Origin of the sequence: Streptococcus sp. HMSC065E03, assembly GCF_001815045.1 — a bacterium.
GTDB classification, from domain to species: Bacteria; Bacillota; Bacilli; order Lactobacillales; family Streptococcaceae; genus Streptococcus; species Streptococcus parasanguinis_AD.
Genome location: NZ_KV818852.1, coordinates 216,596 through 239,151 on the forward strand (window position 1 = coordinate 216,596; position 22,556 = coordinate 239,151).

The window sequence follows — 22,556 nt, forward strand, 5'->3', positions numbered from 1 at the left end:
CATGGAACTTCTTCGAAGTTCGCTGACGTCCGTAGTCACCTAAGGAAAGTTTCTAAAATGACTTTGTCATCAATCTGACACTAAGGTTGTATCCTTAGTGTTTTTTTAGTTCTTTCAAGAAATACCAACTACCCATCTCTACTTGGTTAAAGCAAATCTCACTTGAATAGACTTCCTTGTAACCATTTTTCGTGTAAAAATAGACATTTCCTTTGGTATTGGTATAAAAGGCTAGTTTTTTTCCTTGGATCTCTTCCAAGAAAGGCTCAATTCCTTCTATCATAAAGCGACTGCCATAGCCCTGCCGTTGGTGTTTAGGGGCGACTGCAAGAAGCATCAAATACCAATCAAAATCTACATTTTGCTCCAATTCCTTATCCGTGTCCTCCATAAATTTAAAGTAGGACAACATATTCTTCAAGGAAATAAACTTGAGCAAACCGAATCCCCCATTTAAGAGATAGGCCCGAAAAGGGATCGGTTCCTTTTGCAACAAGGCAACTGCATAAATTTCATCATTTTTTTCTGCCACAAGGCAAATATGGTGCTTAAGAAAAACCTTTACCAGGATGCGCATCATTGCCTCAACAAAGGATGGGTATTGCTTGGGATCCCGAACCAAATCCTTGATAACTTTTAAAAATAGATAGTCCTCAAAGGCTGTACTGGCTACTCGAACCACCTGATCCAGATCTGCTTTTTCTGCTTTTCTGTACTTCATCTTCTCTCCTATTCTAAGTCCACTTTCCAGTATACACTATGATACGCTGTTAGACAAAGGTCAATTTTCAGCAATTTGTTCATTCAAGCCAGCAAAAAGAGTCCTCCCCAGACGAGTCCCAGCCCCCAAGCGACGAGGACATCCTTGGGATAATGAACCCCTCCAAGAACTCGGACAAGGGCTAATAGAAGAGATAGGAGCATCGAGCACATTCCTAGCGGAAGCGACAACTGGCAGACACACATCGAGATAATGGTCGCCGAAAAAACATGTCGGCTAGGAAAGGAATGTCCGGATGAATTCTTTTCTAATAAGGGTTGAATCTCCCATTTCTCATAAGGTCTCGGAACATTGACCCAATGACGAAAGAGGCTAAACAAGACAAAACCCGAAGCAGGGATCCAGATAAAAGGCCAGATGCCTCCCATTGAAGTTTTCTTAAAAAACAGCCAACAAAAGACCAGGCCGTAGATGCCTGGCATCACGAACGTCAAGATTCGATTCATCCTTTGAAGAACCTGCACACGATGTGGCTTTCTCGTAAAAGGCAGGGTTAGCCAACGATAAAATTTCGGATAATCTTGAAGATTGGGCTTCATGTCGGCACTCCTGTCTTTCATCTTATTTTATACTACTAGTATACGCGATCCTAAGAAAGCCTGTCAAGCCAGGCTCTTTTTTTATCCTTTCTTTCTTCTTTTTCACATTAGAAGCGATCTATTTTTGACGCTTTGTCATTTTTCTGTACCTAAGAATCGTCTTTCCCATTACTATTATCGATAAAAAAATGAGGCTGGGACAAAAGTCCTAGACTCTTAATTGTTTTTGGATTGTCGAGCAAGACGCAGTGGTTGATGGGCTCTACTACGCTGATTTCATCAGCTTTTACAGCCCTACTCAACTGTGCGAAGGAGGGACGACGAAATCGAATTCTAACGAATTACCGATTTCTGTCCCACTCTCTTTTTTTCACTTTGTATGTTACGCCCTTTGTATCTTGTTGGAATTGAACACGGGCTGCAGATTGTGTCAAAAAGATGAATCCTCCTAGAATCTTTTGGATTCTTCGTCGTATTCCCTATTTTGACTGTATCCGCTACGCCCTTTGTATCTTGTTGTTACGCTACTTCTTCTGTGAATTGGCTATTGTAGAGGTCGGCATAAAATCCATTTTGGCTCATGAGTTCTTGGTGGTTGCCTTGCTCGATAATATTTCCATCTTTCATCACAAGAATCAGATCCGCATTACGGATAGTGGACAAGCGATGGGCGATGACAAAGGAGGTCCGGCCTTCCATGAGTTTGTCCATGGCTTTTTGAATCAACTCTTCTGTACGGGTATCGACAGATGAGGTTGCTTCATCCAAGATAAGGAGCGGAGCATCCTTCAAGAGGGCACGCGCAATGGTCAAAAGTTGCTTTTGACCAACGGACAAGGTCACTGAATCATCTAATACAGTATCATAGCCATTCGGCAAGGTCCGAATAAAGTGATGGACCCCAACCGCTCGGGTTGCCGCTTCGACTGCTTCATCTGAAATATCGGTTTGATTAAAGACTAAGTTTTCCCGAATGGTCCCTTCAAAGAGCCAGGTATCTTGTAAGACCATCGAAAAAGCATCATGAACTTCTTCGCGACTCATGGCCTTAGTATCCACACCATCGATGGTAATTTTACCAGCTTGAATGTCGTAAAAACGCATCAAGAGATTGACCATGGTGGTCTTACCAGCACCTGTTGGACCAACAATGGCTACTTTTTGCCCCGGTTTGGCTTCAGCTGTAAAGTCATGGATAATAGTCTTGTCTGGTGAATAGCCAAAACGAACATGCTCAAATTTGACATGACCTTTTGTTGTTTCCAATTGACGTATTTTTTGGGATTCGTCTTCCATTTCTTCTTCGTCTAAGAATTCAAAGACACGCCTCATAGCAGCACTAGCTGATTGCAATTGGGTAATTCCTTGGGCCATTTGACCAATTGGTTGGGTAAAGATGCGGACATAGGTCATAAAGGCCACAATGGTCCCAATGGTAATATCTCCATTAATGGTGAGGGCAGCCCCTACGATACAGACCATGACATAACCAAAATTCCCTACAAACTGCATCAAGGGCATCATAATCCCAGAGAAGAATTGGGATTTCCACATGCTTTGATACAAATCTTGATTGATGGCATCAAAATGATCTTTGGCTTGATGACGGCCATTGTAGGAAATAACAACATTATGTCCACTATAGATTTCTTCAACATAGCCTGAAACTTTAGCAAGATTATCTTGTTGTTGCTTAAAGAGAGGTTGGCTCTTGACCATAATAATGCCGGAAAGAGCAAAACCTGCAAAGATGGACACAATCGCTGTCACCGCCAAGTGCCAGTCCGTCTTAAACATCATAAAGATGGAGCCAATCAATAAGACAACAGAAGAGACCATTTGAACCAAGCTTTGGTTAAAGGATTGGGTCATCAAATCCACGTCATTGGTCACACGAGACAAGGTATCTCCTTGTTCATGGCTATCAAAATATTGGAGGGGTACACGATTGATCTTCTCAGCAATGGCATTGCGCAAGCGTTCTGCGAAGCGCTGAATCATGGTTGAGATAATGAAACTACTGCTGTAGGACACCAGTGCTCCAACTCCATAAAGGATGGCTAAAGTCAGGGCAATCGAAGTGATTTTGTCAATATCAATGGCTCCTCCCATCCCTTTTGTGATGGTATCCGTGATTTCTTTTAACTTATCCGGTCCAATAACCGTGATAATACTCGATACGATCGAAAAGAGGATAGCAACTTGGAAAAATAGGTGGAAGCCCTTCAAATAGGGAGAAAGTTGTCTCCAAAGGGACGATTCTTGTTTTGTTTTATGCATGTTCCAACTCCTCCTTAGACAATTGTGAATAGGCAATTTCTTGATAGACTTCATTGGTCGCAAGCAATTCTTTGTGGGTGCCTTGACCGACGACCTTCCCTTGATCCAAGACCAAAATCAAATCCGCATCCATAATGGTCGAAATCCGTTGGGCAACGATCAATTTGGTCGTATCTGCCAGCTCTTCTTTCAGGGCTTGGCGCAGGATCCGATCCGTTTTGTAATCCAGGGCTGAGAAGGAATCATCAAAGATGAGGATCTCGGGCTTACGTGCAAGGGCACGCGCAATGGCCAAACGTTGACGTTGTCCTCCAGAGAAGTTGCTTCCTCCTTGCGCTACTTCTGTATCCAAGCCCTTCTCTTTTGTGGCAACAAACTCTTTGGCTTGGGCCAATTCAAGAGCTTTCCAGATGGCTTCATCCTCTAATTTTCCTTGACTACTTTCTCCAAATTCCATATTGGAGCGAATCGTGCCGCTAAAGAGCACTGCTTTTTGGGGAATGTAGCCGACTTTATTGTTCAATTCTTGGTGGCTATAATCCTTGACATTCACCCCATCCACTAAGATCTTTCCTTCTGTCGCATCGTAAAAACGCGGGATTAAATTGACCAAAGTGGATTTACCAGAACCAGTTGATCCAATGAAGGCAACGGTTTGTCCTTTCTGAGCTGAGAAGGTCACGTGCTCAATCACAGCACGGGAAGTCCGTCCATATCGGAAGGAAACATCTTGGAATTCTACGGTACCTGGTTGGTCTGTTTTTTCTTTTGACTCACTTGGAAAGGCTACAGACGGTTCAAGAGCCAAGACCTGATTAATCCGTTTTGCGGATACCATGGCACGAGGAAGAATAATCAAGATGGCCACCATCATCATAAAGCCAATGACAACCTGCATAGCGTAAGAAGAGAAGGTGATCATATCTGAGAAGACCTTGGTCCGATCCGCTAAGGCAGAACTCACAGCAAGCTTTGTAGGATTTGTTGGCATGGCGATATCATTGATCAAGTGCGCCCCAATCCAGTAGATAGCAAGGGTCAACCCACTTGATACCACTGTCATGACAGGGTTCATCAGAGACATCAAACGATAAACAAAGAGATTTAGACGGGTTAAGCCCTTGTTTTCAGTCTGGAATTTTTCATTTTGATAAGCTTCTGCATTGTAAGCACGAACGACCCGCACCCCAGTCAAACTCTCCCGTGTCGCCGCATTCAAAGCATCGGTCAAACCTTGAACCTTTTGCTGGCGCGGAAAGGCAATAAGAACCAGAACAGATAGCAGAATCAAGACCATCAAGACCGCAATCCCAACAGACGTTGTCCAAGCATCGCTCTTGCCCCAAATCTTGGTCAAAGCCCAAATTGCCATAATGGGACCACGCGTCACGACTTGCATCCCCATCACAATCATGATTTGCAATTGAGTCAAATCGTTGGTCGTCCGGGTCAAGAGAGAGGGAACAGAGAATTTCTTGATCTCGGCATCAGAGTAATCCATCACTTGATGGAAAATCTCTCCTCGAAGCCGCGTCGTAAAGCTGGCAGCGACTCTTGAAGCTAAAAAGCCCACAAAAACTGCCATCAAAAAGCTTCCAAAAGAGAAGAGCAACATCTTGCTTCCCGGATCCATAATATCAGAAACCTTGGTCCCATCCTTAGCTAAGAGGGTCGTGATATCAGATAAGTATTCAGGAGTCTTTAAATCCATCCAAACAGCCAGACAGATAAAGACCGTACTAAGGGCAATCATGCCCCATTCTTTGGCGGTTAACCGCCGAAACATATTGATCATTCCTCGCTCCTTTTTTTCATATTCTCATAAAATTGATGCATGACCTTGAAAAAGATGGCCAATTCTTCTTCTGATACGCCAGCCATCATCTTCTGGTCCACTTCATCAAAGAATTGTTTCATGTCATTCAACTTGTTTTTCACACTGTCTGTTAGGTAGACATACTTGGCCCGTTTATCGGTCGGACTAGGCTCTAAATAAATAAAGCTATTTTTCTCCATCCGCTTGATCAGGTTACTCGTCACTGATTTTGCGATATGAAGTTCCTGCTCAACATCCCGAATCAAGGTCACTTTTCCCTCCTTTTCACGATGAGATAAGAAGCTCAATACCTGACCTTGGGGTCCTGCGCTAAATTCAAGCCCCTGCTTCTTGGCCTCTCTTTCTACCATGAGGTGAATGAGATGGCCGATCTTTTTAAATTCTAGTAAAGGTTTGTCCATCATTTCCTCCAAATAGTTCTCTTAAGAACTTTAAAGTTACTATGAGAACTATTTTAACACAAAAAAGATCCCTGTCAAGAAAAAAGTTTCCATAAGAACTAAAAAAATGGAGTCGAATCGACTCCATTAATGACTTTTAGATAATAATGCCTTCTAGATGATCCATTTCATGCTGACAGATCTGGGCTGGAAAACCTGACAATTGAATTGTTTTTGCTTTCCAATTCACATCTCGACAGGCCACTGAAATCTCCTCATAACGAGTGGTCGGCCGACACCCCATCAAGGACAAGCATCCTTCCTCTGTTTGGTAAGGCTTTTTCTTTTCAAGGAGAACCGGATTAAACAGGACCAGATTTTCACTTCCCATTCGGATGATAATCGCCCGTTTTTTCACCCCGATCATATTAGCCGCTAAACCGACACACTCAAGGAGATGAGCATTTAAGGTGTCCTGCAAATCCAAAGCCAAGGTGCGATCCTCAGGTGTCGCTTCTTCTGACTTTTGACCCAAGAATAAGACATCTTTTACAATATTCTTTTTCATTCCTTCCTCACTTCTTGATAGATAGACGAAAGAAGAGAGTGGGACAGAAATCGGTAATTCGTTAGAATTCGATTTCATCGTCCCACATCCGCACAGTTGAGTAGGGCTGTAAAAGCTGATGAAATCAGCGTATTAGAGCCCACTCAACCACTGCATCTTGCTCGACATCCAAAAACAATTGAGAGGCTAGGACTTTTGTCCCAGCCTCCTCGCTCTTGTTTCTAACCTCTAAGAGACAATTGCTTCTTATTTTTTAAGCTTCTCGCTCACTTCTTTTGCAAGGACAAAGTTCCCCAAGGTCGCTGAACCATTGCCAGCAACTGCAGGTGTCACAATGTAATCTCTCACATCTGGTACAGGGAGGTAACCGTTCAAGAGAGCAGTAAATTTCGTGCGAACACGATCTAACATGTGTTGTTGAGCCATGACTCCTCCTCCAAAGACAATGACGTCTGGGCGGAAGGTAACTGTCGCATTCACTGCTGCTTGTGCGATGTAGTAGGCTTGAATATCCCATACATTGCTGTTGAGTTCAATGTTTTCCCCACGAATACCTGTACGAGCTTCCAGACTAGGACCAGCCGCAAAGCCTTCCAAACAGCCATTGTGGAAAGGACAAACACCCTTGAATTCTTTTTCCACATCCATTGGGTGTTGGGCCACATAGTAGTGTCCCATTTCTGGGTGCCCAGCTCCCCCGATAAACTCACCACGTTGGATGACACCAGCTCCGATTCCTGTTCCGATTGTATAGTAAACCAAGTTTTCGATATGACCACCCGCATTGTTGCGTGCGACCACTTCTCCATAGGCAGAACTATTCACATCTGTCGTGAAATAGATAGGTACATTCAAGGCACGTCGGAAAGCCCCAACGATATCTACATTGGCCCAATTTGGTTTTGGAGTCGTTGTGATGAAACCATAAGTGTTTGAATTTGGATCGATATCAATTGGTCCAAAGGATCCGATCGCAAGCCCAACTAGATCCTCAAATTTTGAGAAAAATTCAATACACTTATCAATAGTCTCAATTGGCTTGGTTGTTGGAAATTGTACTTTTTCCACAACATTATAGTTTTCATCACCAACTGCACAAACAAATTTTGTACCGCCAGCTTCCAAACTTCCATATAATTTTGTCATGTTGGCTCCTTTTTTATTATGAAAAATATCCTGTATTTATTATAGCATATTTTGTAGTCAATCTTTTTCTCTTCTCTAAAGAAAAAACACACCTTTTTTTGAGAAATAAAATTCAAGGACTGGAGATGATAGACCAGTCCTTGAGAACTTATTGTTTCGATTAAGCTTTGACTTCGATGATCGCATCACCCTTCGCAACAGATCCAGTTGCAACAGGTGTGACAGAAGCATAGTCAGCTGTGTTAGTGACAATCACCATAGTTGTGTCTTCCAGACCAGCTGCGGCAATTTTCGCTGCATCAAATGTACCAAGGACATCACCAGCTTTCACTTTATCGCCTTGAGCTACTTTTTGATCAAATCCTTCCCCGTTCATTGATACCGTATCAATACCAACGTGGATCAATATTTCAGCACCATTAGCTGTCTTCAAACCGTAAGCATGACCAGTTGCGAAAGCAATGGTTACTTCAGCATCTGCTGGTGCATAGACAACACCTTCAGTTGGTTTGATGGCAATTCCTTGTCCCATCGCTCCACTTGAGAAGACAGGATCATTCACATCAGACAAAGCAACAGCTTGACCAACGATCGGAGAGATGATGGTTTCGTCTTGAAGAGATGCAGGAACAGCTCCAGTTGTTTCTTCTTCAATAATTGCACCAGCTTCTTTGTCCTCTGCAGGAACTGATGAAGCTTCATCTTCATAACCAAACATATAAGTCAAACCGAAACTTAGTGCAGTTGTAAATACAACCATAAATACATATTTCAATAATTGACCGTTTAGATAGAGAAGCGTTCCTGGAATAATTGTAATACCAAATCCTGTACCAGCAAGATTTAACATAGATGCAATCCAACCACCTACAGCACCTGCTCCCAAAGCAATAACGAATGGTTTCACATAACGCAAGTTTACACCAAAGATTGCAGGCTCAGTAATACCTAACAAGGCAGAAATAGTCGCAGGAAATGCTAAAGCTTTCACTTTTTGAGATTTAGATTTCACTGCCACTGCTAAAGTAGCTCCAGCTTGTGCTGTCATAGCTGCTGTAATGATTGCATTAAATGGATCTTTTTTATCTGCAGTAATTAATTGTGATTCAAGAAGATTAAAGATATGATGGACGCCAGTAACGACAATCAACTGATGAACCCCACCGATAAGAAGCCCTGCAAGTCCGAATGGTAAATTTAAAATAAACTTAGTTGCATTCAGTACATATTCTTCAATGCTGTGGAAGAATGGACCAATAATAAACAAAGCGAGGAATGACATGATTGTCAATGTGAATAATGGAACCAATAACAAATCTAAGACATCTGGAATTTTCTTATGGAGCCACTTTTCAAGTTTCGCACCAATTAGACCAACGAAGAAAGCGGGAAGAACGGAGTTCTGGAATCCAACCACATGATGGAAGATACCAAAGTATGTTGCTGCTTTAGAAGGATCTTCCGCTACAACCCACGCATTTGGAAGTGTCGGACTAACCATCATCAAACCAATTACAATCCCAAGAACAGGATTTCCTCCGAATACTCGGAATGCAGACCATGAAATCAAGGCTGGGAAGAAGGCAAACGCGGTATCAGTTAAGATTGTTGAATAGGTATAAAAATCAGTAGATTTAAATGCATCTGCTGTTGTGCCAAACAAAGCCAAAACCTGGTCTTGAGCAATGGCACCACGAATCCCCATAAACAATCCAGTCGCAACAATTGCTGGTAAAATTGGAACAAAAACGTCTCCAAAGGTACGGATCGCGCGTTGGAACCAGTTTCCTTGTTTAGCGGCTTCTGCTTTCATTTCATCTTTTGATGATGTTGGTAAGCCAAGAGCTACTACTTCATCATAGATCTTGTTTACAGTACCAGTACCAAAGATGATTTGGTATTGACCTGAGTTAAAGAAAGCACCTTGTACTTTTTCAATGTTCTCAACAACATCTTTGTTGATTTTTGATTCATCTTTTACCATCACGCGAAGACGAGTCGCACAGTGAGCAACACTGCTAACGTTCTCAACCCCACCGATTGCATCGATGACCTGCTTTGCAATTTCTGTATTTGACATTTTGCAAAAATCTCCTTATTTTTTGTAATGTAAACGGTTAAATCGTTTCTACGTTTTTAATTGTACCACGTATTGAAAATATGTCAAGCGTTTTGCAGGATTTTTTTGAAACTTTTTTGGACTTTTTGACACCTTTTGACAGTATGAAACTATTTTCATTTTAAAACAGGCCTGTACTACGCTTTTTAGCGCTTTGAATCAGATTTTTATTTTCATTTTCTTTCATATTTTCATAAATTTTCAACTTCTCCTCTTTTCTTCAGGCTGCAAAATAGCTGTCAATCGTTTGACATTTTTTGCCATTTTTTTCATTTATCGCTTGCATTTTTAATAGGAAATCGGTACTATGGAAGTAAGAAAAAATTCGGAGGAATAAAATGGAATGGACAACTGAACGTCGTTACAGACGTTACGAAGACTGGACAACAGAGGAAAAGCAAGCCATCCAAGAAAACATGGCGAAATCTCCTTGGCATACACACTACCATGTAGAGCCAAAGGCTGGTCTCTTAAATGATCCTAACGGTTTTTCCTACTTTGATGGAAAATGGATCTTGTTTTACCAAAATTTCCCATTTGGTGCAGCCCATGGGTTAAAATCATGGGTACAAACAGAAAGCGAAGACTTGGTTCATTTCAAAGAAACTGGTGTAACACTTCTTCCAGACACAGATCTAGATAGCCATGGAGCTTATTCCGGATCAGCCATGCAGTTTGGTGACAAACTATTCTTATTCTACACTGGAAATGTTCGTGATGCAGAATGGGTTCGTCATCCTTACCAAGTCGGTGCTTTGATGGACAAGGACGGAAAGTTTGAAAAAATTGACAAAATCTTGATTGATCAACCGGCTGACTCTACGGATCACTTCCGTGACCCACAGATTTTTAATTTCAAGGGTCAATTCTACGCTATCGTTGGCGGTCAAGACCTTGAGAAGAAAGGATTCATCCGTCTCTATAAGGCTGTAGATAACGACTATACCAACTGGGTTGCAGTCGGTGACTTGGATTTTGCAAACGATCGGACAGCTTATATGATGGAATGTCCCAACCTAGTCTTTGTTGGAGACCAACCCGTTCTTCTCTACTGTCCTCAAGGCTTAGATAAAGCCGTTCTCGATTATGACAATATCTATCCAAATATGTACAAGATCGGGGCAAGCTTTGACCCAGAAAAGGCCAAAATGGTTGATGTATCTGAATTGCATAATCTTGACTATGGTTTTGAAGCCTATGCGACTCAAGGATTTAATGCTCCCGATGGACGTGCCTATGCTGTTAGCTGGCTAGGTCTTCCAGACGTTTCTTATCCAACAGATTCCTATGACTACCAAGGAGCTCTCTCACTGGTCAAAGAATTAACCATTAAAGATGGCAAGCTCTACCAATACCCAGTTGAAGCGATCAAAGACTTGCGCGCTGAGAGTGAGGCATTTGCCAACAAGGCACAAACCAAGAACTGCTATGAATTGGAATTGCAGTTTGAAAAGGATAGCCAGAACGAAATCGTCCTCTTTGCCGATGCAGAAGGAAAGGGCTTAGTTCTCACATTTGATCTGGCTAAAGGATTGGTCACAGTCGATCGTAGCCAGGCTGGTGAGCAATATGCCCAAGATTTCGGTACGAGCCGTAGCTGCACAATCGCTAACCAAGCGACAACCGCTAATATTTTCATCGACAATTCGATATTTGAAATCTTTATCAATAAAGGAGAAAAAGTATTTTCTGGTCGGGTCTACCCACATGCGGATCAAAATGGAATCTTGATCAAGTCTGGAACCCCTACTGGAACTTACTACGAACTTGATTATGGTCGCAAAGCTAACTGATGTCGCCAAACTCGCCGGTGTCAGCCCTACTACTGTCTCACGGGTTATCAATAAAAAAGGATACCTGTCTGAAAAAACGATCCAAAAAGTCCAAGAAGCCATGCGAGAATTGGGCTATAAACCTAACAATGTTGCTCGTAGCCTCCAAGGAAAATCAGCCAAGTTAGTCGGCTTGATCTTTCCCAACATCAGCAATGTTTTCTATGCTGAATTAATCGACAAACTAGAGCACCAACTCTTCAAACACGGCTATAAAACCATCATCTGCAATAGTGAACATGACTCCGAAAAAGAGCGCGAATACATTGAAATGTTGGAGGCCAACCAGGTAGATGGCATCATTTCAGGAAGTCATAATTTAGGCATTGAAGATTACAACCGGGTAACTGCTCCTATCATTGCTTTTGACCGCAACCTCTCCCCAGAAATTCCGGTTGTCTCTTCTGATAACTATGCTGGTGGAGTTTTAGCAGCAGAAACCCTGGTCAAAAGTGGTGCTAAAAAGATCATCATGATCACAGGTAATGACAACTCCAACTCCCCAACAGGCTTGCGTCACGCGGGGTTTGCATCGGTTCTACCTGAGTCCATGATCATTAATGTTTCCAGTGATTTCTCCCCTATTCGCAAAGAAATGGAAATCAAACAGATTTTAACCCAGCAAAAACCAGATGCCATTTTTGCCTCCGATGATTTGACGGCGATCTTGATCATGAAAGTAGCTAGAGAATTAGATATTCAAATTCCTCAGGATTTGAAAGTGATTGGTTATGATGGAACCCAGTTCATCGAGACCTATACACCTGAACTGACAACCATCCAACAACCCCTCGAAGACATTGCTATCCTCATGGTGGATCTTTTACTCCAAAAGATAGAAGGAAAAAAAGTAGCGACTACCGGTTATTTCTTGCCCGTTAGTCTCCACTCTGGAAAAAGTGTCTAAAAGCAATATCCCCTCAGTAGAAACTGTGGGGATATTTTTTACCAAAAAAAGAGCCAGTAGGCTCTTTTTCATTATTCTTCTGTCACAAATTGACTGAGGACACCATTGACAAATCGTGAAGAGGTTTCATCCGAAAAGGCCTTGGCCAATTCCACCGCTTCATTGACTGCGACGATCTGTGGTGTATCAAACTCTGTCATTTCATAAATTCCCAAACGAAGGATGTTTTTCTCTACCAAGGTCAAGCGCTCAACAGTCCAGCCGGTTTTCAAATGTTGACCGATTTGTTGGTCTAGTTGATCTTTTGACTGATAGACACCCGTCACGAGATTCATGAGAAAGGCAGGAAGATCGACTTCTTTGTCTTCTGCTAGGTCCTTGTCATGTAGATAAGCAAAGCGACAAGCTTCAACAATGTCTCCATCGTATTTCAAGGCCATCAAGGCTTGGAAGGCGCGCTCACGCAAATCTCGACGTGATTCTAATAAAATTTCATCAGTCATTGAGGAAGTCCTCATTAAACAAGTCTTTCAAGTCTGGTTTTGGAGATTTTTCCGTTGCGATACCGACAACGTGAATGTTGACAGCATCCAAGGTTACATCTGCCATATCATAAACTGCTGACTTGACCGCTTTTTGAATGGCTACAGCGACAGATGGTACAGCCACTCCGTATTCTAAATAGAGATAGATGTCTACTGAAACTTGACCATCTTCTTCTGTATGAAGGTAGACGCCACGTCCAAGGGAGCGTTTGGATAAGCTATCTGAAACACTCTTGTTTTCAAGCGAATAGACACCCTCTACTTTTGCTGTCGCAATCGCAATAATTTTTTCTAATACACGTGGTGCAATAACGATGTCACCAAATTGTTCAGTTGCCATAGAAGTTCCTTTCTATTTGACACCCTGAGATGTCTCTTATGCACGAGAAACGTAAGTTCCTTCAGTAGTGTTAATGACCAATTTTTGTCCAGCTTCGATGAAATCAGGAACGTTTACGACCAAACCAGTTTCCATTGTAGCAGGTTTACCAGAACCAGTCACTGTAGCACCTTTGATAGATGGTTGAGTTTCTGCAACAGTTAATTCAACAGTTGTAGGAACTGTTACACCGATGACTTCGCTTCCGTAGAATTGAATTTTTACTTCTGAGTTTTCAAGGATGTAAAGCAATTCTTGTTCTACGTTCACAACTGGAATTTCATATTGGTCATATGTTTCCGTGTTCATGAAGTAGGCTGTATCATCCATTTTGTACAAGTATTGAGCTGGAACAGTTTCGATAATCGCTTGTTCAAATTTTTCTTCTGGACGGTAGCTTGTATCAAATGTTGAACCAGTACGGACATCACGCAATTTCATACGCATGATAGTGTTTCCTTTACCTGGTTTGTGGTGGCTAGCTTCCAAAACGCGGATCAATTTTCCGTCAGCTGTTTCAAAAGTCATACCAGCTTTCAATTTACTTGCTTCGATCATGTTTTATTACCTCTTTTTTAAAAATAGATTACTCTTTATTGTAACACACTATTTGATTTTTCTCAAACAGCAATTTTCTCTTTTTAGGAAGGCTAGAAGGCGGAGAGAGATTGCAGGAACGAGTCCTTAGAATCTCTATATCTCCAACTCCATCTTCACTATTCCTTATTGGTCCACAGGCACAATATTACCATCCGCATCTTTGGTGACATGGACATATTTTCCATCTACTTCAATGTAGAAGGTATGAGGCTTGTCTTGCGCTGGAGAGGCTTGTTTTTGAAGGTCATTGCCAAGGGCTTGACCCAAGTTCATCCCCATGATCATGTTCATGCCATTGCCACCTTCATTTTTAGCAGCTGCCACCAAGGCCTCATTGCGAGCACGACGTTCTTCGATTTCAATGGTATTGTACTTCATCGCTGCCAATTCACTGTCCAGTTTATTGACCTTGGCCATACTGTCTGCATCGTAGCTCAAATCTTCGATGAGGACATTAGTTAATTCGATACCATATAATTCTGTCCAAGTTTTATTGACTTCGCGTTTTGCAACTTCATTGAAGACATCTTGGTCCGCATTGATATTGTAGATGTCTGCCTTATTTTCAGCCGTATATTTTGAAATAGCCACTGCAATTTTTGGAGCCAGATTTTGGCGCAAGGTTCCCTGAGCCACATCTTCCAAGGTAAATGGCTTATCTGCAGTGATTTGACGACTGACTGCACTGATGTAAAAGAGTACAGGATCTACCACTTTAACATCATAAAGACCATAAAAACGAATGCTAAGAAGTTGTTGGTAACGGTCGCTAAAGTACTCGACTGGATTTTGAGTGCCAAATTTATTTCCTGTAAAAGGTTGCATCCGCACAAAAATAATTTCTTGTTGGGTGACCACTTGGCCACCAAATGAGAAGCGATTCTTGAACTGGTCCCAAGTCCCTTTAACGCCACCCTTTTCAAACAACCAGGCATTTTCACCAGCTTGCCATTCGTGGCTACCTGCTTCTAGAAGGTCTCCTAGAAAAGTTCCATTATTGACCAAGAGAGCAACATAGCCTTGAGGAACAATGACGACAGATCCATCTGTCAATAGCCCCGTATTTTGGTTGCTCTGACGAGAGCGTCCATCTGGATCTTTGGTCAAGAGCTGTCCCTTAATGGCCAAAGCTGTTGCCGGAACAGCTTCTGGCAATGTAATGGCTTCCTTAAATTTACTATCTTGAAAACTTGAAATGCCCGCTGAAAGGGCTGCTTTAATAAATCCCATACATTCTCCTATCTGTAGAATTCAATTTCATCCACGACTTCGTAGACATCCAAGACCCAATCTTTTGGATTGTGCTTCAAGGACGCTTGGCAATATTCACACTTGTCGATTGAATCGATCGTCAATGGCGCACCACAGTTCGGACAATGATCACTAACAACTTCTGAATTCTTAATAATCTCTGTCTGAGCTCCATGTTCACGGAGGAAGACCATGCGGTATACCGTAAAGAGATCTTTGGTCGGATCTCCTTCGATCACACGACCCGATTCATCATTTCGGATGTAATCTCTCATCGTCGAAGACAGAATAACTTCAATGCGGTCATTGCCTTCTGGATTTTCGATAAAGTCTTTGATCTTCGAATCTTCCACACACACGCGCTCAAGAACATTGGTTGTTTTGGCACGAATATGCTCTTGCAACTGCGTCAAGTGTTGCTCATAAAGACTGGTACTTTCTAAGTTCCGTACGGAATTCCAATCTTTTTCTGTCCAGGCAGACTGCAATTGAAGATAAACCAGCTTGACTTGCGACAAGAAGCGGTCTTCATCAAACATTGGATCCAGTTTACGGATACGACGAATCGCTTCATAGTTGTTTTCAATTGGTCGACCCGCCCGTTCTTCGGTTGTCCGTTTTGGACCACTATTTGAATAGGACGAATCATCACTCTCATTAGCCTCTTTTGCAATATTATAGACAAATCCAATCAATCCAATGATGGCGACAACTGCTACCGCCCCACCAGAGTCTGATCCAGAACTAGAACTGTAGCTACTGGATCCACCAGACCAGCTGCTACCACCAGACCAGCTACTTCCGCCACCAGACCAGCTGCTACCACCACCACCGCCAGAATGAATAGTGCTACTGCCACCACTATGCGTATTGCCGACACCAGCATGAGCAGAAGGAGCAAATGCAAATAGAAGGGCTACTAGAAGAATTCCCAATACTAAAATTCGTTTTTTCATAGGCCTCATTTCTTATCTTTGTTGGTTACACAGGGGTTAAGAAAATACTGTCTATTTTATAGGACAATCAATTCTTTAGGTGCAAGTGTCAAGACTTCACAGCCTGTTTCTGTGATCAAGAGATCATCTTCGATCCGCACACCAGAGAGACCTTCAATGTAAATCCCTGGTTCATCTGTCAAGACCATCCCTGCTTGAATGGCTTCTTTAGACATTTGGCTGAAGTAGGGTTCTTCATGGATATCAAGCCCAATTCCATGACCGATTCCATGAGTAAAGTATTGGCCATAGCCGGCTGCTTCGATCACATCACGTGGGATTTTATCAAAATCACGGAAGCCAAGTCCATCTTTTGCAGCAGCAATCAAGGCTTGATTGGCTTTCAAAACGGTTTCATAAATTTCTCTTTCCTTGTCGCTGACATGTCCAGCATAGATGGTCCGTGTCATATCGCTGACATAGTGGTCATACAAGCAACCAAAATCAAGGGTCAAGGCATCTCCTGCTGAAATCACCCGATCACTTGGAGTTGCGTGTGGCATGGCAGAGCGTTCACCTGCTGCTGAGATAATATCAAAAGATACACCAGAAGCTCCCAACTCCCGCATTCTAAAGTCGAGGAAAATCGCTGCTTCCAACTCTGTCGTTTTCCCTACCTTGATATAATCCAAAATATCATGGAAGGCTTGGTCAGAGATGCTACAAGCTTTTTTAATGGCCGCAATCTCAGTTTCATCTTTAATCAAGCGCAATTCCATCACAAAGTTCGCTAGGGATTGAAGGCTGATGCCACTGAAAACAGAAGCCATGCGGGCATGGTAGGCTACCGTCACTTCGTCCTCAAAACCAAGTTCTTTGATTTCAAGGTCCTTAACGACCTCTGCCGCTGCAGTCAACTCATCGCGGGTTTCCACAATCTCTACAAAGGGGAAACAAGTCGCATGGGCATGGATGGTGTAGCGCGAATCTGTAAAGAGTACCACGCGTTCTTCTGTCACCAAAGCGGTCCCGTTTGAACCCCAGAAATTGGTCAAATAATAAACATTTTTCAAATTGTTAATCAATACCGCTTTGAGGTTTTGGGCTTTCATTTTGTTTCTTAAGTTGCTGATCCGTTGATTCATTGTAATTTTCCTTTCAAATATTGTCCTGTGTAGCTAGCAGGATTTGCTGCTACTTCTTCTGGTGTTCCGGTCGCAATAATGGTTCCACCACCGACACCGCCTTCGGGCCCTAAATCGATGATATGATCTGCTGTCTTAATGACATCCAAATTGTGCTCAATCACAAGGACCGTATTGCCATCATCTACAAATCGCTCTAAGACTTTGATCAAGCGAGAAATGTCTTCGGTATGGAGTCCAGTCGTTGGTTCATCCAAGATATAGAAGGATTTTCCTGTAGAGCGCTTGTGCAATTCAGAAGCCAACTTCATCCGTTGCGCCTCCCCACCTGAAAGAGTAGTCGCTGGTTGGCCTAGTGTTACATAGCCCAAGCCCACATCTTGGATGGTCTTGAGTTTGCGTTCAATTTTTGGAATGTGCTTGAAGAATTCAACTGCCTTGTTGACCGTCATATCCAGCACTTCTGCAATATTTTTTTCCTTGTAGTGGACTTCAAGGGTCTCACTATTGTAACGACGTCCATGGCAAACTTCACAAGGAACGAAGACATCTGGCAAGAAGTGCATTTCAATCTTGATGATCCCATCTCCTGAGCAGGCTTCACAACGCCCGCCCTTGACATTGAAACTAAAGCGGCCTTTTTTATAGCCCCGAATTTTGGCTTCATTGGTCTGAGCAAAGAGATCGCGAATGTCATCGAAGACGCCTGTATAGGTCGCTGGATTGGAACGAGGAGTCCGACCAATCGGGCTTTGATCAATGTCGATCAAGCGATCGATATGCTCAATCCCCTGAATCGTCTTGTATTTCCCTGGTTTTTCCGAATTGCGGTTGAGTTTTTGAGCGATGGCTTTTTTCAAGATGCCATTGATCAAGGTCGATTTTCCAGAACCGGAAACTCCAGTGACTGCGATGAATTTGCCCAGAGGAAAGCGTGCTGTGATGTCTTGTAAGTTGTTCTCACTGGCCCCTGTAATTTCAATATAGCGGCCATTCCCCGAACGGCGCTCTGTTGGAACCGGAATCTTGCGTTTACCGGACAAGTACTGACCCGTGATAGATTTGCTGTTGCGAGCCACCTGCTTTGGAGTTCCAGCCGCAACGATCTCTCCCCCAAAGACACCGGCACCTGGGCCGACGTCGATCAGATAGTCTGCCTCTCTCATGGTATCCTCATCGTGTTCGACGACGATCAAGGTATTGCCTAAATCGCGCATCTTCTTGAGGCTAGCAATCAGGCGGTCATTGTCCCTTTGATGGAGGCCAATAGACGGCTCATCCAAAATATAAAGGACCCCAGAGAGGTTGGAACCGATCTGGGTTGCCAAACGAATGCGCTGGCTTTCTCCACCTGATAAGGTCCCAGCCGATCGTGACAGGGTCAAGTAATTGAGCCCCACATTGTTTAAGAAGGTCAAGCGATCCTTAATCTCTTTTAGGATCGGTCTTGCAATTGTTGCTTCATTGTCCGTTAAGACCAGCTTGTCCACAGCTTTTAAGTGGTCCGCAATCGATAGATCTGACACTTCCCCGATATGCATCCCCTTTTCTCCTCCGACACGAACAGAGAGAGCTTGGTCATTGAGACGGTAGCCATGGCAGGTCGCACAGGTCAATTCGTTCATATAAGAGCGCATTTGGTTGCGGGTGAAATCACTATTGGTCTCACGGAAACGACGGTGAATATTGTTTACGACCCCTTCAAAAGGAATCTCAATATCGCGAACCCCACCAAACTCATTTTCATAGTGGAAGTGGAATTCCTTCCCGTTTGACCCATAGAGGACCAAGTCCTTTTCTTCTTGAGAAAAATCGGAAAAAGGTCGGTCCATATCAACGCCAAAATGGATCATGGCTTGCTCCAACATCTGTGGATAGTAGTTGGAAGAGATCGGATTCCAAGGAGCAAGTGCTCCTTCACGAAGTGTTAAGCGATCATCTGGCACCACCAAATCCAAGTCCACCTCTAGCTTAATGCCCAGCCCATCACAGTCTGGACAAGATCCGAAAGGTGCATTGAAAGAAAAGAGGCGGGGCTCTAATTCAGGAACGGTAAAGCCACAGACTGGACAAGCATAATGCTCAGAAAAGAGCAGTTCCTTACCATCCATGGTATCAATCACCACATAACCATCCGCAATCCGAAGGGCTGCTTCAATCGAATCAAAGAGCCGCGAGCGGATGCCCTCTTTAATCACGATTCGGTCCACAACTACTTCAATCGTGTGCTGCTTGCTTTTAGATAGTTCTGGAACCTCTGTCACATCATAGATCTCACCATCGACCCGCACCCGGACATAGCCGTCTTTTTGCACCTTTTCAATGATATTCTTGTGCTGGCCTTTTTTCTTGCGAATAATAGGAGCTAGAATTTGCAGGCGTTGGCGCTCTGGTAATTCCAAGACTTGATCGACAATTTGCTCAACCGAAGAAGCGGTAATAGCGCCATGTCCATTGATACAATAAGGCGTCCCTACACGCGCATAGAGCAAGCGCAGGTAGTCATTGATCTCTGTTGCCGTCCCCACTGTAGAACGGGGGTTTTTACTGGTCGTTTTTTGGTCGATGGAAATGGCTGGACTCAAGCCGTCAATGGAGTCCACATCTGGTTTTTCCATATTTCCCAAGAACTGACGGGCATAGGCCGATAAGCTCTCCACGTAGCGGCGCTGGCCTTCTGCATAGAGAGTATCAAAGGCCAGACTGGACTTTCCAGAACCAGACAAACCCGTCACCACGACCAATTTGTCCCGGGGAATTTCCACGTCTATATTTTTTAAATTATGGGCGCGTGCCCCATGAATGACAATTTTATCTTGCATGTTCTTACTCTAATCACCTTTTTGTTAACCTCCATTATAACAAATTTTTTAGTATTCTTTTATCCAAAACCGTCCTTTTTCTGATATAATGTTAAGGTGTAAAAAAACAAGGGGAGGCACCATGAAACAGGTCTTTTTATCGACAACGACTGAATTTAAAGAAATAGAGACGCTGGAACCCGGTAGCTGGATCAACCTTGTTAACCCTTCTCAAAGTGAATCGATGGAAATCGCCTCTGCTTTTAATATTGATATTGCAGACTTGCGGGCTCCACTCGATGCGGAAGAAATGTCCCGTATGACCATCGAAGATGAGTATACCTTGATTATCGTAGACGTCCCCATTAAGGAAGAGCGGAACAATCAGACCTACTACGTAACGATTCCGCTAGGGATTATCCTGACAGAAGAGGCTATTATCACGACTTGCTTGGAGAAATTGCCGCTTCTCGATATCTTTATCAACCGACGCTTGCGGAATTTCTACACCTTTATGCGATCGCGCTTTATCTTTCAGATCCTCTATCGCAACGCTGAACTCTACTTATCAGCGCTTCGTACCTTGGATCGCAAAAGCGAGCAGATTGAAAGTCAATTGCACAAATCAACGCGTAATGAAGAGCTGATTGAGTTGATGGAGCTGGAAAAAACCATTGTCTACTTTAAGGCCTCTCTGAAAACCAATGAGCGCGTGATCAAGAAATTGACCAGTGCTACTAGTAACATCAAGAAATGCCTAGAAGACGAGGATCTCTTGGAAGATACCTTGATCGAAACCCAGCAGGCCATCGAGATGGCAGATATTTATGGAAATATCCTGCACTCCATGACCGATACCTTCGCATCGATCATCTCCAACAACCAGAACAACATCATGAAGACCCTGGCCCTCGTTACCATTGTCATGTCCATTCCGACCATGATCTTTTCGGCCTACGGGATGAACTTCAAGGACAATGAGCTTCCGCTCAACGGCGAGCCCCATGCCTTCTGGCTGATCATTTTCATCGCCTTTGCCCTGACCGGGTCTCTCGTCGTCTACCTCATCCATAAAAAATGGTTCTAACACCTACTAATAACACTAAGGAGTATTTATGTCTCAATTTGATTTAACTCAATTAAGTAAAAAAAATCAAGAATTCGTTCGCATCGCCAAACACCAATTGCTTGAAAACGGAAAGACAGAGGAAGAAGCAGAAAGCCTCATCCAAGAAATTCTTCCAGCTATCCATGAAAACCAAGGAAAAGGAATTCCAGCACGGACACTTTTTGGAGCTCCAACTGTATGGGCGAACTCTTTCAGCGAGAAAGAGCGCTATGAAAAAGAGCATCCGAAATTAAACGATGCTCCCTCTCTCATGATTTTTGATTCCTTCCTCTTTATCTTTGGTGTTTTTGCTGCGATTAGCGCCTTTATGAACTTGGTTGCTCCGCGTCGTACTGGCTATGGGTTGATCACCTTGATCCTTGGAAGTTTGACAGGGGCTTTGCTCTTATACCTTATGTACTACTTCTTCTATCAGTATATGGATGGCACCAAAGATCGCAGCGAGCGTCCTTCTCTTTGGAAATCTATGCCGATTCTTGTTGGAGTCATGTTCCTTTGGGTCATTGTCTTGTCCTTTACTTCCCTACTCCCACAGGTTCTCAACCCAACTATTCCAGATGTCCTTGCCATCGTTTTAGGAGCTTTAGCACTTGTCCTTCGCTTCTATCTCAAGAAACGCTTTAATATTAAAAGTTCGAGCACAGCACCCGCAACTCGACGCTAAAAAGAAACGGATGAAGTCTTCATCCGTTTTTGTTTTACTGTATTTCCCTGTTCAACCTTTTTGAAAAATAGAGGACTAAGTCATCATTGTTTTCACAAGAACTGTAAGGGGCCAAGGGCTGATCCCTAAACCAAACTCCAGATCCATCTGGGATATAGCCCCGTTTGACATACAGTCTTTGAGCTGGGCCATAACCCGAGTGTAAACCAACCCCTAAAGTAACAATCTCTGATAGTAGCCGGACTCTTTTTTCTGCCTCCTCTAAGAGTTGATTCCCAATCCCTCGATTTCTAAATGGTTCAAAAACATTAAAATCAGATAGTTCAGGATAGACTCCCACAAAAGGACCGTGCTTGGCAACAGGTAATATAGTGATATAGCCTGCCACAAATCCATCCGACTCAGCTACTAATACGTCCCTCTCTCTATTCTCCTGCTCCTGAAAATAGCTAGTCAAGATATCCTCTCTACCTGGCCACCCTTGGTGGATAAAGGCTTTAGAGATGTGCTCAATATCTGCCTTTATCATCCTCCTGATGATTACACCTTCCTTCATGTTGCGCTCCTTGATACCTTTTTCTTCATCATTATAGCATAATTAGAGCTTGAGAAAGGTCAAAGAGCTTCACACGGACCTAACTCACTATCACATTTCTATGCTCGCAAAAAAGATCCAAAAGGGTCTGAAAAAGAGGTCCACTGGACCTGAAAAAAAGAC

20 protein-coding genes are annotated in these 22,556 nt (G+C 43.1%); 4 read left to right on the forward strand and 16 right to left on the reverse strand.

What is annotated here, in order from left to right; translation table 11 throughout:
* Nucleotides 1-94 precede the first annotated feature (94 nt).
* From HMPREF3002_RS05715 to HMPREF3002_RS05750, 8 genes are all read right to left on the reverse strand, one after another.
* Entirely contained in the window at nucleotides 95-721 is a 627-nt protein-coding gene (locus HMPREF3002_RS05715) for a GNAT family N-acetyltransferase (RefSeq protein WP_049487923.1), read from the reverse strand.
* Nucleotides 722-804: 83 nt separating this feature from the next.
* Nucleotides 805-1,320, reverse strand: a complete 516-nt coding sequence (locus HMPREF3002_RS05720) for a phosphatase PAP2 family protein (protein ID WP_070665527.1) — start codon at nucleotides 1,318-1,320, stop codon at nucleotides 805-807.
* Between the two features lie 519 nt (nucleotides 1,321-1,839).
* A complete protein-coding gene (locus tag HMPREF3002_RS05725) occupies nucleotides 1,840-3,600 on the reverse strand; it encodes an ABC transporter ATP-binding protein (protein WP_070665529.1) in 1,761 nt (586 codons plus the stop codon).
* The gene (locus tag HMPREF3002_RS05730; protein ID WP_070665531.1) at nucleotides 3,593-5,395 is read right to left on the reverse strand and encodes an ABC transporter ATP-binding protein; all 1,803 of its coding nucleotides are present in this window, start codon (nucleotides 5,393-5,395) and stop codon (nucleotides 3,593-3,595) included. Before HMPREF3002_RS05730 ends, HMPREF3002_RS05725 begins: the two co-directional genes overlap by 8 nt.
* Nucleotides 5,392-5,838: a MarR family winged helix-turn-helix transcriptional regulator gene (locus HMPREF3002_RS05735; RefSeq protein WP_070665533.1), complete on the reverse strand. Its 447-nt coding sequence runs from the start codon at nucleotides 5,836-5,838 to the stop codon at nucleotides 5,392-5,394. Before HMPREF3002_RS05735 ends, HMPREF3002_RS05730 begins: the two co-directional genes overlap by 4 nt.
* A 136-nt stretch (nucleotides 5,839-5,974) precedes the next feature.
* Nucleotides 5,975-6,385, reverse strand: a complete 411-nt coding sequence (locus HMPREF3002_RS05740; protein ID WP_070665535.1) for a peptide deformylase — start codon at nucleotides 6,383-6,385, stop codon at nucleotides 5,975-5,977.
* Between the two features lie 246 nt (nucleotides 6,386-6,631).
* Nucleotides 6,632-7,531, reverse strand: coding sequence for a fructokinase ScrK (gene scrK, locus HMPREF3002_RS05745; RefSeq protein WP_003016958.1), 900 nt, complete (start codon nucleotides 7,529-7,531; stop codon nucleotides 6,632-6,634).
* A gap of 160 nt (nucleotides 7,532-7,691) precedes the next feature.
* Entirely contained in the window at nucleotides 7,692-9,611 is a 1,920-nt protein-coding gene (locus HMPREF3002_RS05750) for a sucrose-specific PTS transporter subunit IIBC (protein ID WP_070665537.1), read from the reverse strand.
* A 377-nt stretch (nucleotides 9,612-9,988) separates the two neighbouring features.
* Here HMPREF3002_RS05750 and HMPREF3002_RS05755 point away from each other — a divergent pair, with 377 nt between their 5' ends.
* Together HMPREF3002_RS05755 and HMPREF3002_RS05760 are read left to right on the forward strand one after the other, a co-directional pair.
* Nucleotides 9,989-11,443: a sucrose-6-phosphate hydrolase gene (locus tag HMPREF3002_RS05755; protein ID WP_070665539.1), complete on the forward strand. Its 1,455-nt coding sequence runs from the start codon at nucleotides 9,989-9,991 to the stop codon at nucleotides 11,441-11,443.
* Nucleotides 11,424-12,389: a LacI family DNA-binding transcriptional regulator gene (locus HMPREF3002_RS05760; RefSeq protein WP_070665540.1), complete on the forward strand. Its 966-nt coding sequence runs from the start codon at nucleotides 11,424-11,426 to the stop codon at nucleotides 12,387-12,389. Before HMPREF3002_RS05755 ends, HMPREF3002_RS05760 begins: the two co-directional genes overlap by 20 nt.
* A 71-nt stretch (nucleotides 12,390-12,460) precedes the next feature.
* Here HMPREF3002_RS05760 and nusB read toward each other — a convergent pair whose 3' ends face one another.
* From nusB to uvrA, 7 genes are all read right to left on the reverse strand, one after another.
* Nucleotides 12,461-12,892 (reverse strand): transcription antitermination factor NusB, encoded by a 432-nt coding sequence (nusB, locus tag HMPREF3002_RS05765; RefSeq protein ID WP_070665541.1) that lies wholly within the window; start codon nucleotides 12,890-12,892, stop codon nucleotides 12,461-12,463.
* Nucleotides 12,885-13,274: an Asp23/Gls24 family envelope stress response protein gene (locus tag HMPREF3002_RS05770; protein ID WP_003005404.1), complete on the reverse strand. Its 390-nt coding sequence runs from the start codon at nucleotides 13,272-13,274 to the stop codon at nucleotides 12,885-12,887. The genes nusB and HMPREF3002_RS05770 overlap by 8 nt, the downstream gene beginning before the upstream one ends.
* Nucleotides 13,275-13,310: 36 nt before the next feature.
* Complete coding sequence (gene efp / locus HMPREF3002_RS05775; protein ID WP_003005479.1) at nucleotides 13,311-13,871, reverse strand: elongation factor P; 561 nt, start codon at nucleotides 13,869-13,871, stop codon at nucleotides 13,311-13,313.
* Nucleotides 13,872-14,036: 165 nt separating this feature from the next.
* Nucleotides 14,037-15,143, reverse strand: coding sequence for an SPFH domain-containing protein (locus tag HMPREF3002_RS05780; protein WP_070665543.1), 1,107 nt, complete (start codon nucleotides 15,141-15,143; stop codon nucleotides 14,037-14,039).
* A gap of 8 nt (nucleotides 15,144-15,151) precedes the next feature.
* On the reverse strand, nucleotides 15,152-16,120 hold the full coding sequence (locus tag HMPREF3002_RS05785; RefSeq protein ID WP_023919011.1) for a TIM44-like domain-containing protein: 969 nt from the start codon (nucleotides 16,118-16,120) through the stop codon (nucleotides 15,152-15,154).
* Between the two features lie 56 nt (nucleotides 16,121-16,176).
* Nucleotides 16,177-17,244: a M24 family metallopeptidase gene (locus tag HMPREF3002_RS05790; protein ID WP_023919013.1), complete on the reverse strand. Its 1,068-nt coding sequence runs from the start codon at nucleotides 17,242-17,244 to the stop codon at nucleotides 16,177-16,179.
* A complete protein-coding gene (gene uvrA, locus HMPREF3002_RS05795; RefSeq protein ID WP_049471838.1) occupies nucleotides 17,241-20,066 on the reverse strand; it encodes an excinuclease ABC subunit UvrA in 2,826 nt (941 codons plus the stop codon). The genes HMPREF3002_RS05790 and uvrA overlap by 4 nt, the downstream gene beginning before the upstream one ends.
* 121 nt (nucleotides 20,067-20,187) lie before the next feature.
* Here uvrA and HMPREF3002_RS05800 point away from each other — a divergent pair, with 121 nt between their 5' ends.
* Together HMPREF3002_RS05800 and HMPREF3002_RS05805 are read left to right on the forward strand one after the other, a co-directional pair.
* The gene (locus HMPREF3002_RS05800) at nucleotides 20,188-21,132 is read left to right on the forward strand and encodes a magnesium transporter CorA family protein (protein WP_070665545.1); all 945 of its coding nucleotides are present in this window, start codon (nucleotides 20,188-20,190) and stop codon (nucleotides 21,130-21,132) included.
* A gap of 28 nt (nucleotides 21,133-21,160) precedes the next feature.
* Nucleotides 21,161-21,838, forward strand: a complete 678-nt coding sequence (locus HMPREF3002_RS05805) for a DUF1129 domain-containing protein (RefSeq protein ID WP_070665548.1) — start codon at nucleotides 21,161-21,163, stop codon at nucleotides 21,836-21,838.
* A 34-nt stretch (nucleotides 21,839-21,872) separates the two neighbouring features.
* Here the strand turns inward: HMPREF3002_RS05805 and HMPREF3002_RS05810 are convergent, their stop codons facing one another.
* Complete coding sequence (locus tag HMPREF3002_RS05810) at nucleotides 21,873-22,394, reverse strand: GNAT family N-acetyltransferase (protein ID WP_070665550.1); 522 nt, start codon at nucleotides 22,392-22,394, stop codon at nucleotides 21,873-21,875.
* Nucleotides 22,395-22,556 lie beyond the last annotated feature (162 nt).

Bases quoted from the DNA above. Each gene is read 5' to 3' on its own strand.
- HMPREF3002_RS05785 (WP_023919011.1), bottom strand. From the start codon at position 16,120: ATGAAAAAACGAATTTTAGTATTGGGAATTCTTCTAGTAGCCCTTCTA.
- HMPREF3002_RS05780 (WP_070665543.1), bottom strand. From the start codon at position 15,143: ATGGGATTTATTAAAGCAGCCCTTTCAGCGGGCATTTCAAGTTTTCAA.
- HMPREF3002_RS05740 (WP_070665535.1), bottom strand. From the start codon at position 6,385: ATGAAAAAGAATATTGTAAAAGATGTCTTATTCTTGGGTCAAAAGTCA.
- HMPREF3002_RS05720 (WP_070665527.1), bottom strand. From the start codon at position 1,320: ATGAAGCCCAATCTTCAAGATTATCCGAAATTTTATCGTTGGCTAACC.
- HMPREF3002_RS05760 (WP_070665540.1), top strand. From the start codon at position 11,424: ATGGTCGCAAAGCTAACTGATGTCGCCAAACTCGCCGGTGTCAGCCCT.
- HMPREF3002_RS05730 (WP_070665531.1), bottom strand. From the start codon at position 5,395: ATGATCAATATGTTTCGGCGGTTAACCGCCAAAGAATGGGGCATGATT.
- nusB (WP_070665541.1), bottom strand. From the start codon at position 12,892: ATGACTGATGAAATTTTATTAGAATCACGTCGAGATTTGCGTGAGCGC.
- HMPREF3002_RS05800 (WP_070665545.1), top strand. From the start codon at position 20,188: ATGAAACAGGTCTTTTTATCGACAACGACTGAATTTAAAGAAATAGAG.
- HMPREF3002_RS05790 (WP_023919013.1), bottom strand. From the start codon at position 17,244: ATGAATCAACGGATCAGCAACTTAAGAAACAAAATGAAAGCCCAAAAC.
- HMPREF3002_RS05770 (WP_003005404.1), bottom strand. From the start codon at position 13,274: ATGGCAACTGAACAATTTGGTGACATCGTTATTGCACCACGTGTATTA.
- uvrA (WP_049471838.1), bottom strand. From the start codon at position 20,066: ATGCAAGATAAAATTGTCATTCATGGGGCACGCGCCCATAATTTAAAA.
- HMPREF3002_RS05750 (WP_070665537.1), bottom strand. From the start codon at position 9,611: ATGTCAAATACAGAAATTGCAAAGCAGGTCATCGATGCAATCGGTGGG.
- HMPREF3002_RS05755 (WP_070665539.1), top strand. From the start codon at position 9,989: ATGGAATGGACAACTGAACGTCGTTACAGACGTTACGAAGACTGGACA.
- HMPREF3002_RS05805 (WP_070665548.1), top strand. From the start codon at position 21,161: ATGTCTCAATTTGATTTAACTCAATTAAGTAAAAAAAATCAAGAATTC.
- HMPREF3002_RS05725 (WP_070665529.1), bottom strand. From the start codon at position 3,600: ATGCATAAAACAAAACAAGAATCGTCCCTTTGGAGACAACTTTCTCCC.
- HMPREF3002_RS05735 (WP_070665533.1), bottom strand. From the start codon at position 5,838: ATGGACAAACCTTTACTAGAATTTAAAAAGATCGGCCATCTCATTCAC.
- scrK (WP_003016958.1), bottom strand. From the start codon at position 7,531: ATGACAAAATTATATGGAAGTTTGGAAGCTGGCGGTACAAAATTTGTT.
- efp (WP_003005479.1), bottom strand. From the start codon at position 13,871: ATGATCGAAGCAAGTAAATTGAAAGCTGGTATGACTTTTGAAACAGCT.
- HMPREF3002_RS05715 (WP_049487923.1), bottom strand. From the start codon at position 721: ATGAAGTACAGAAAAGCAGAAAAAGCAGATCTGGATCAGGTGGTTCGA.
- HMPREF3002_RS05810 (WP_070665550.1), bottom strand. From the start codon at position 22,394: ATGAAGGAAGGTGTAATCATCAGGAGGATGATAAAGGCAGATATTGAG.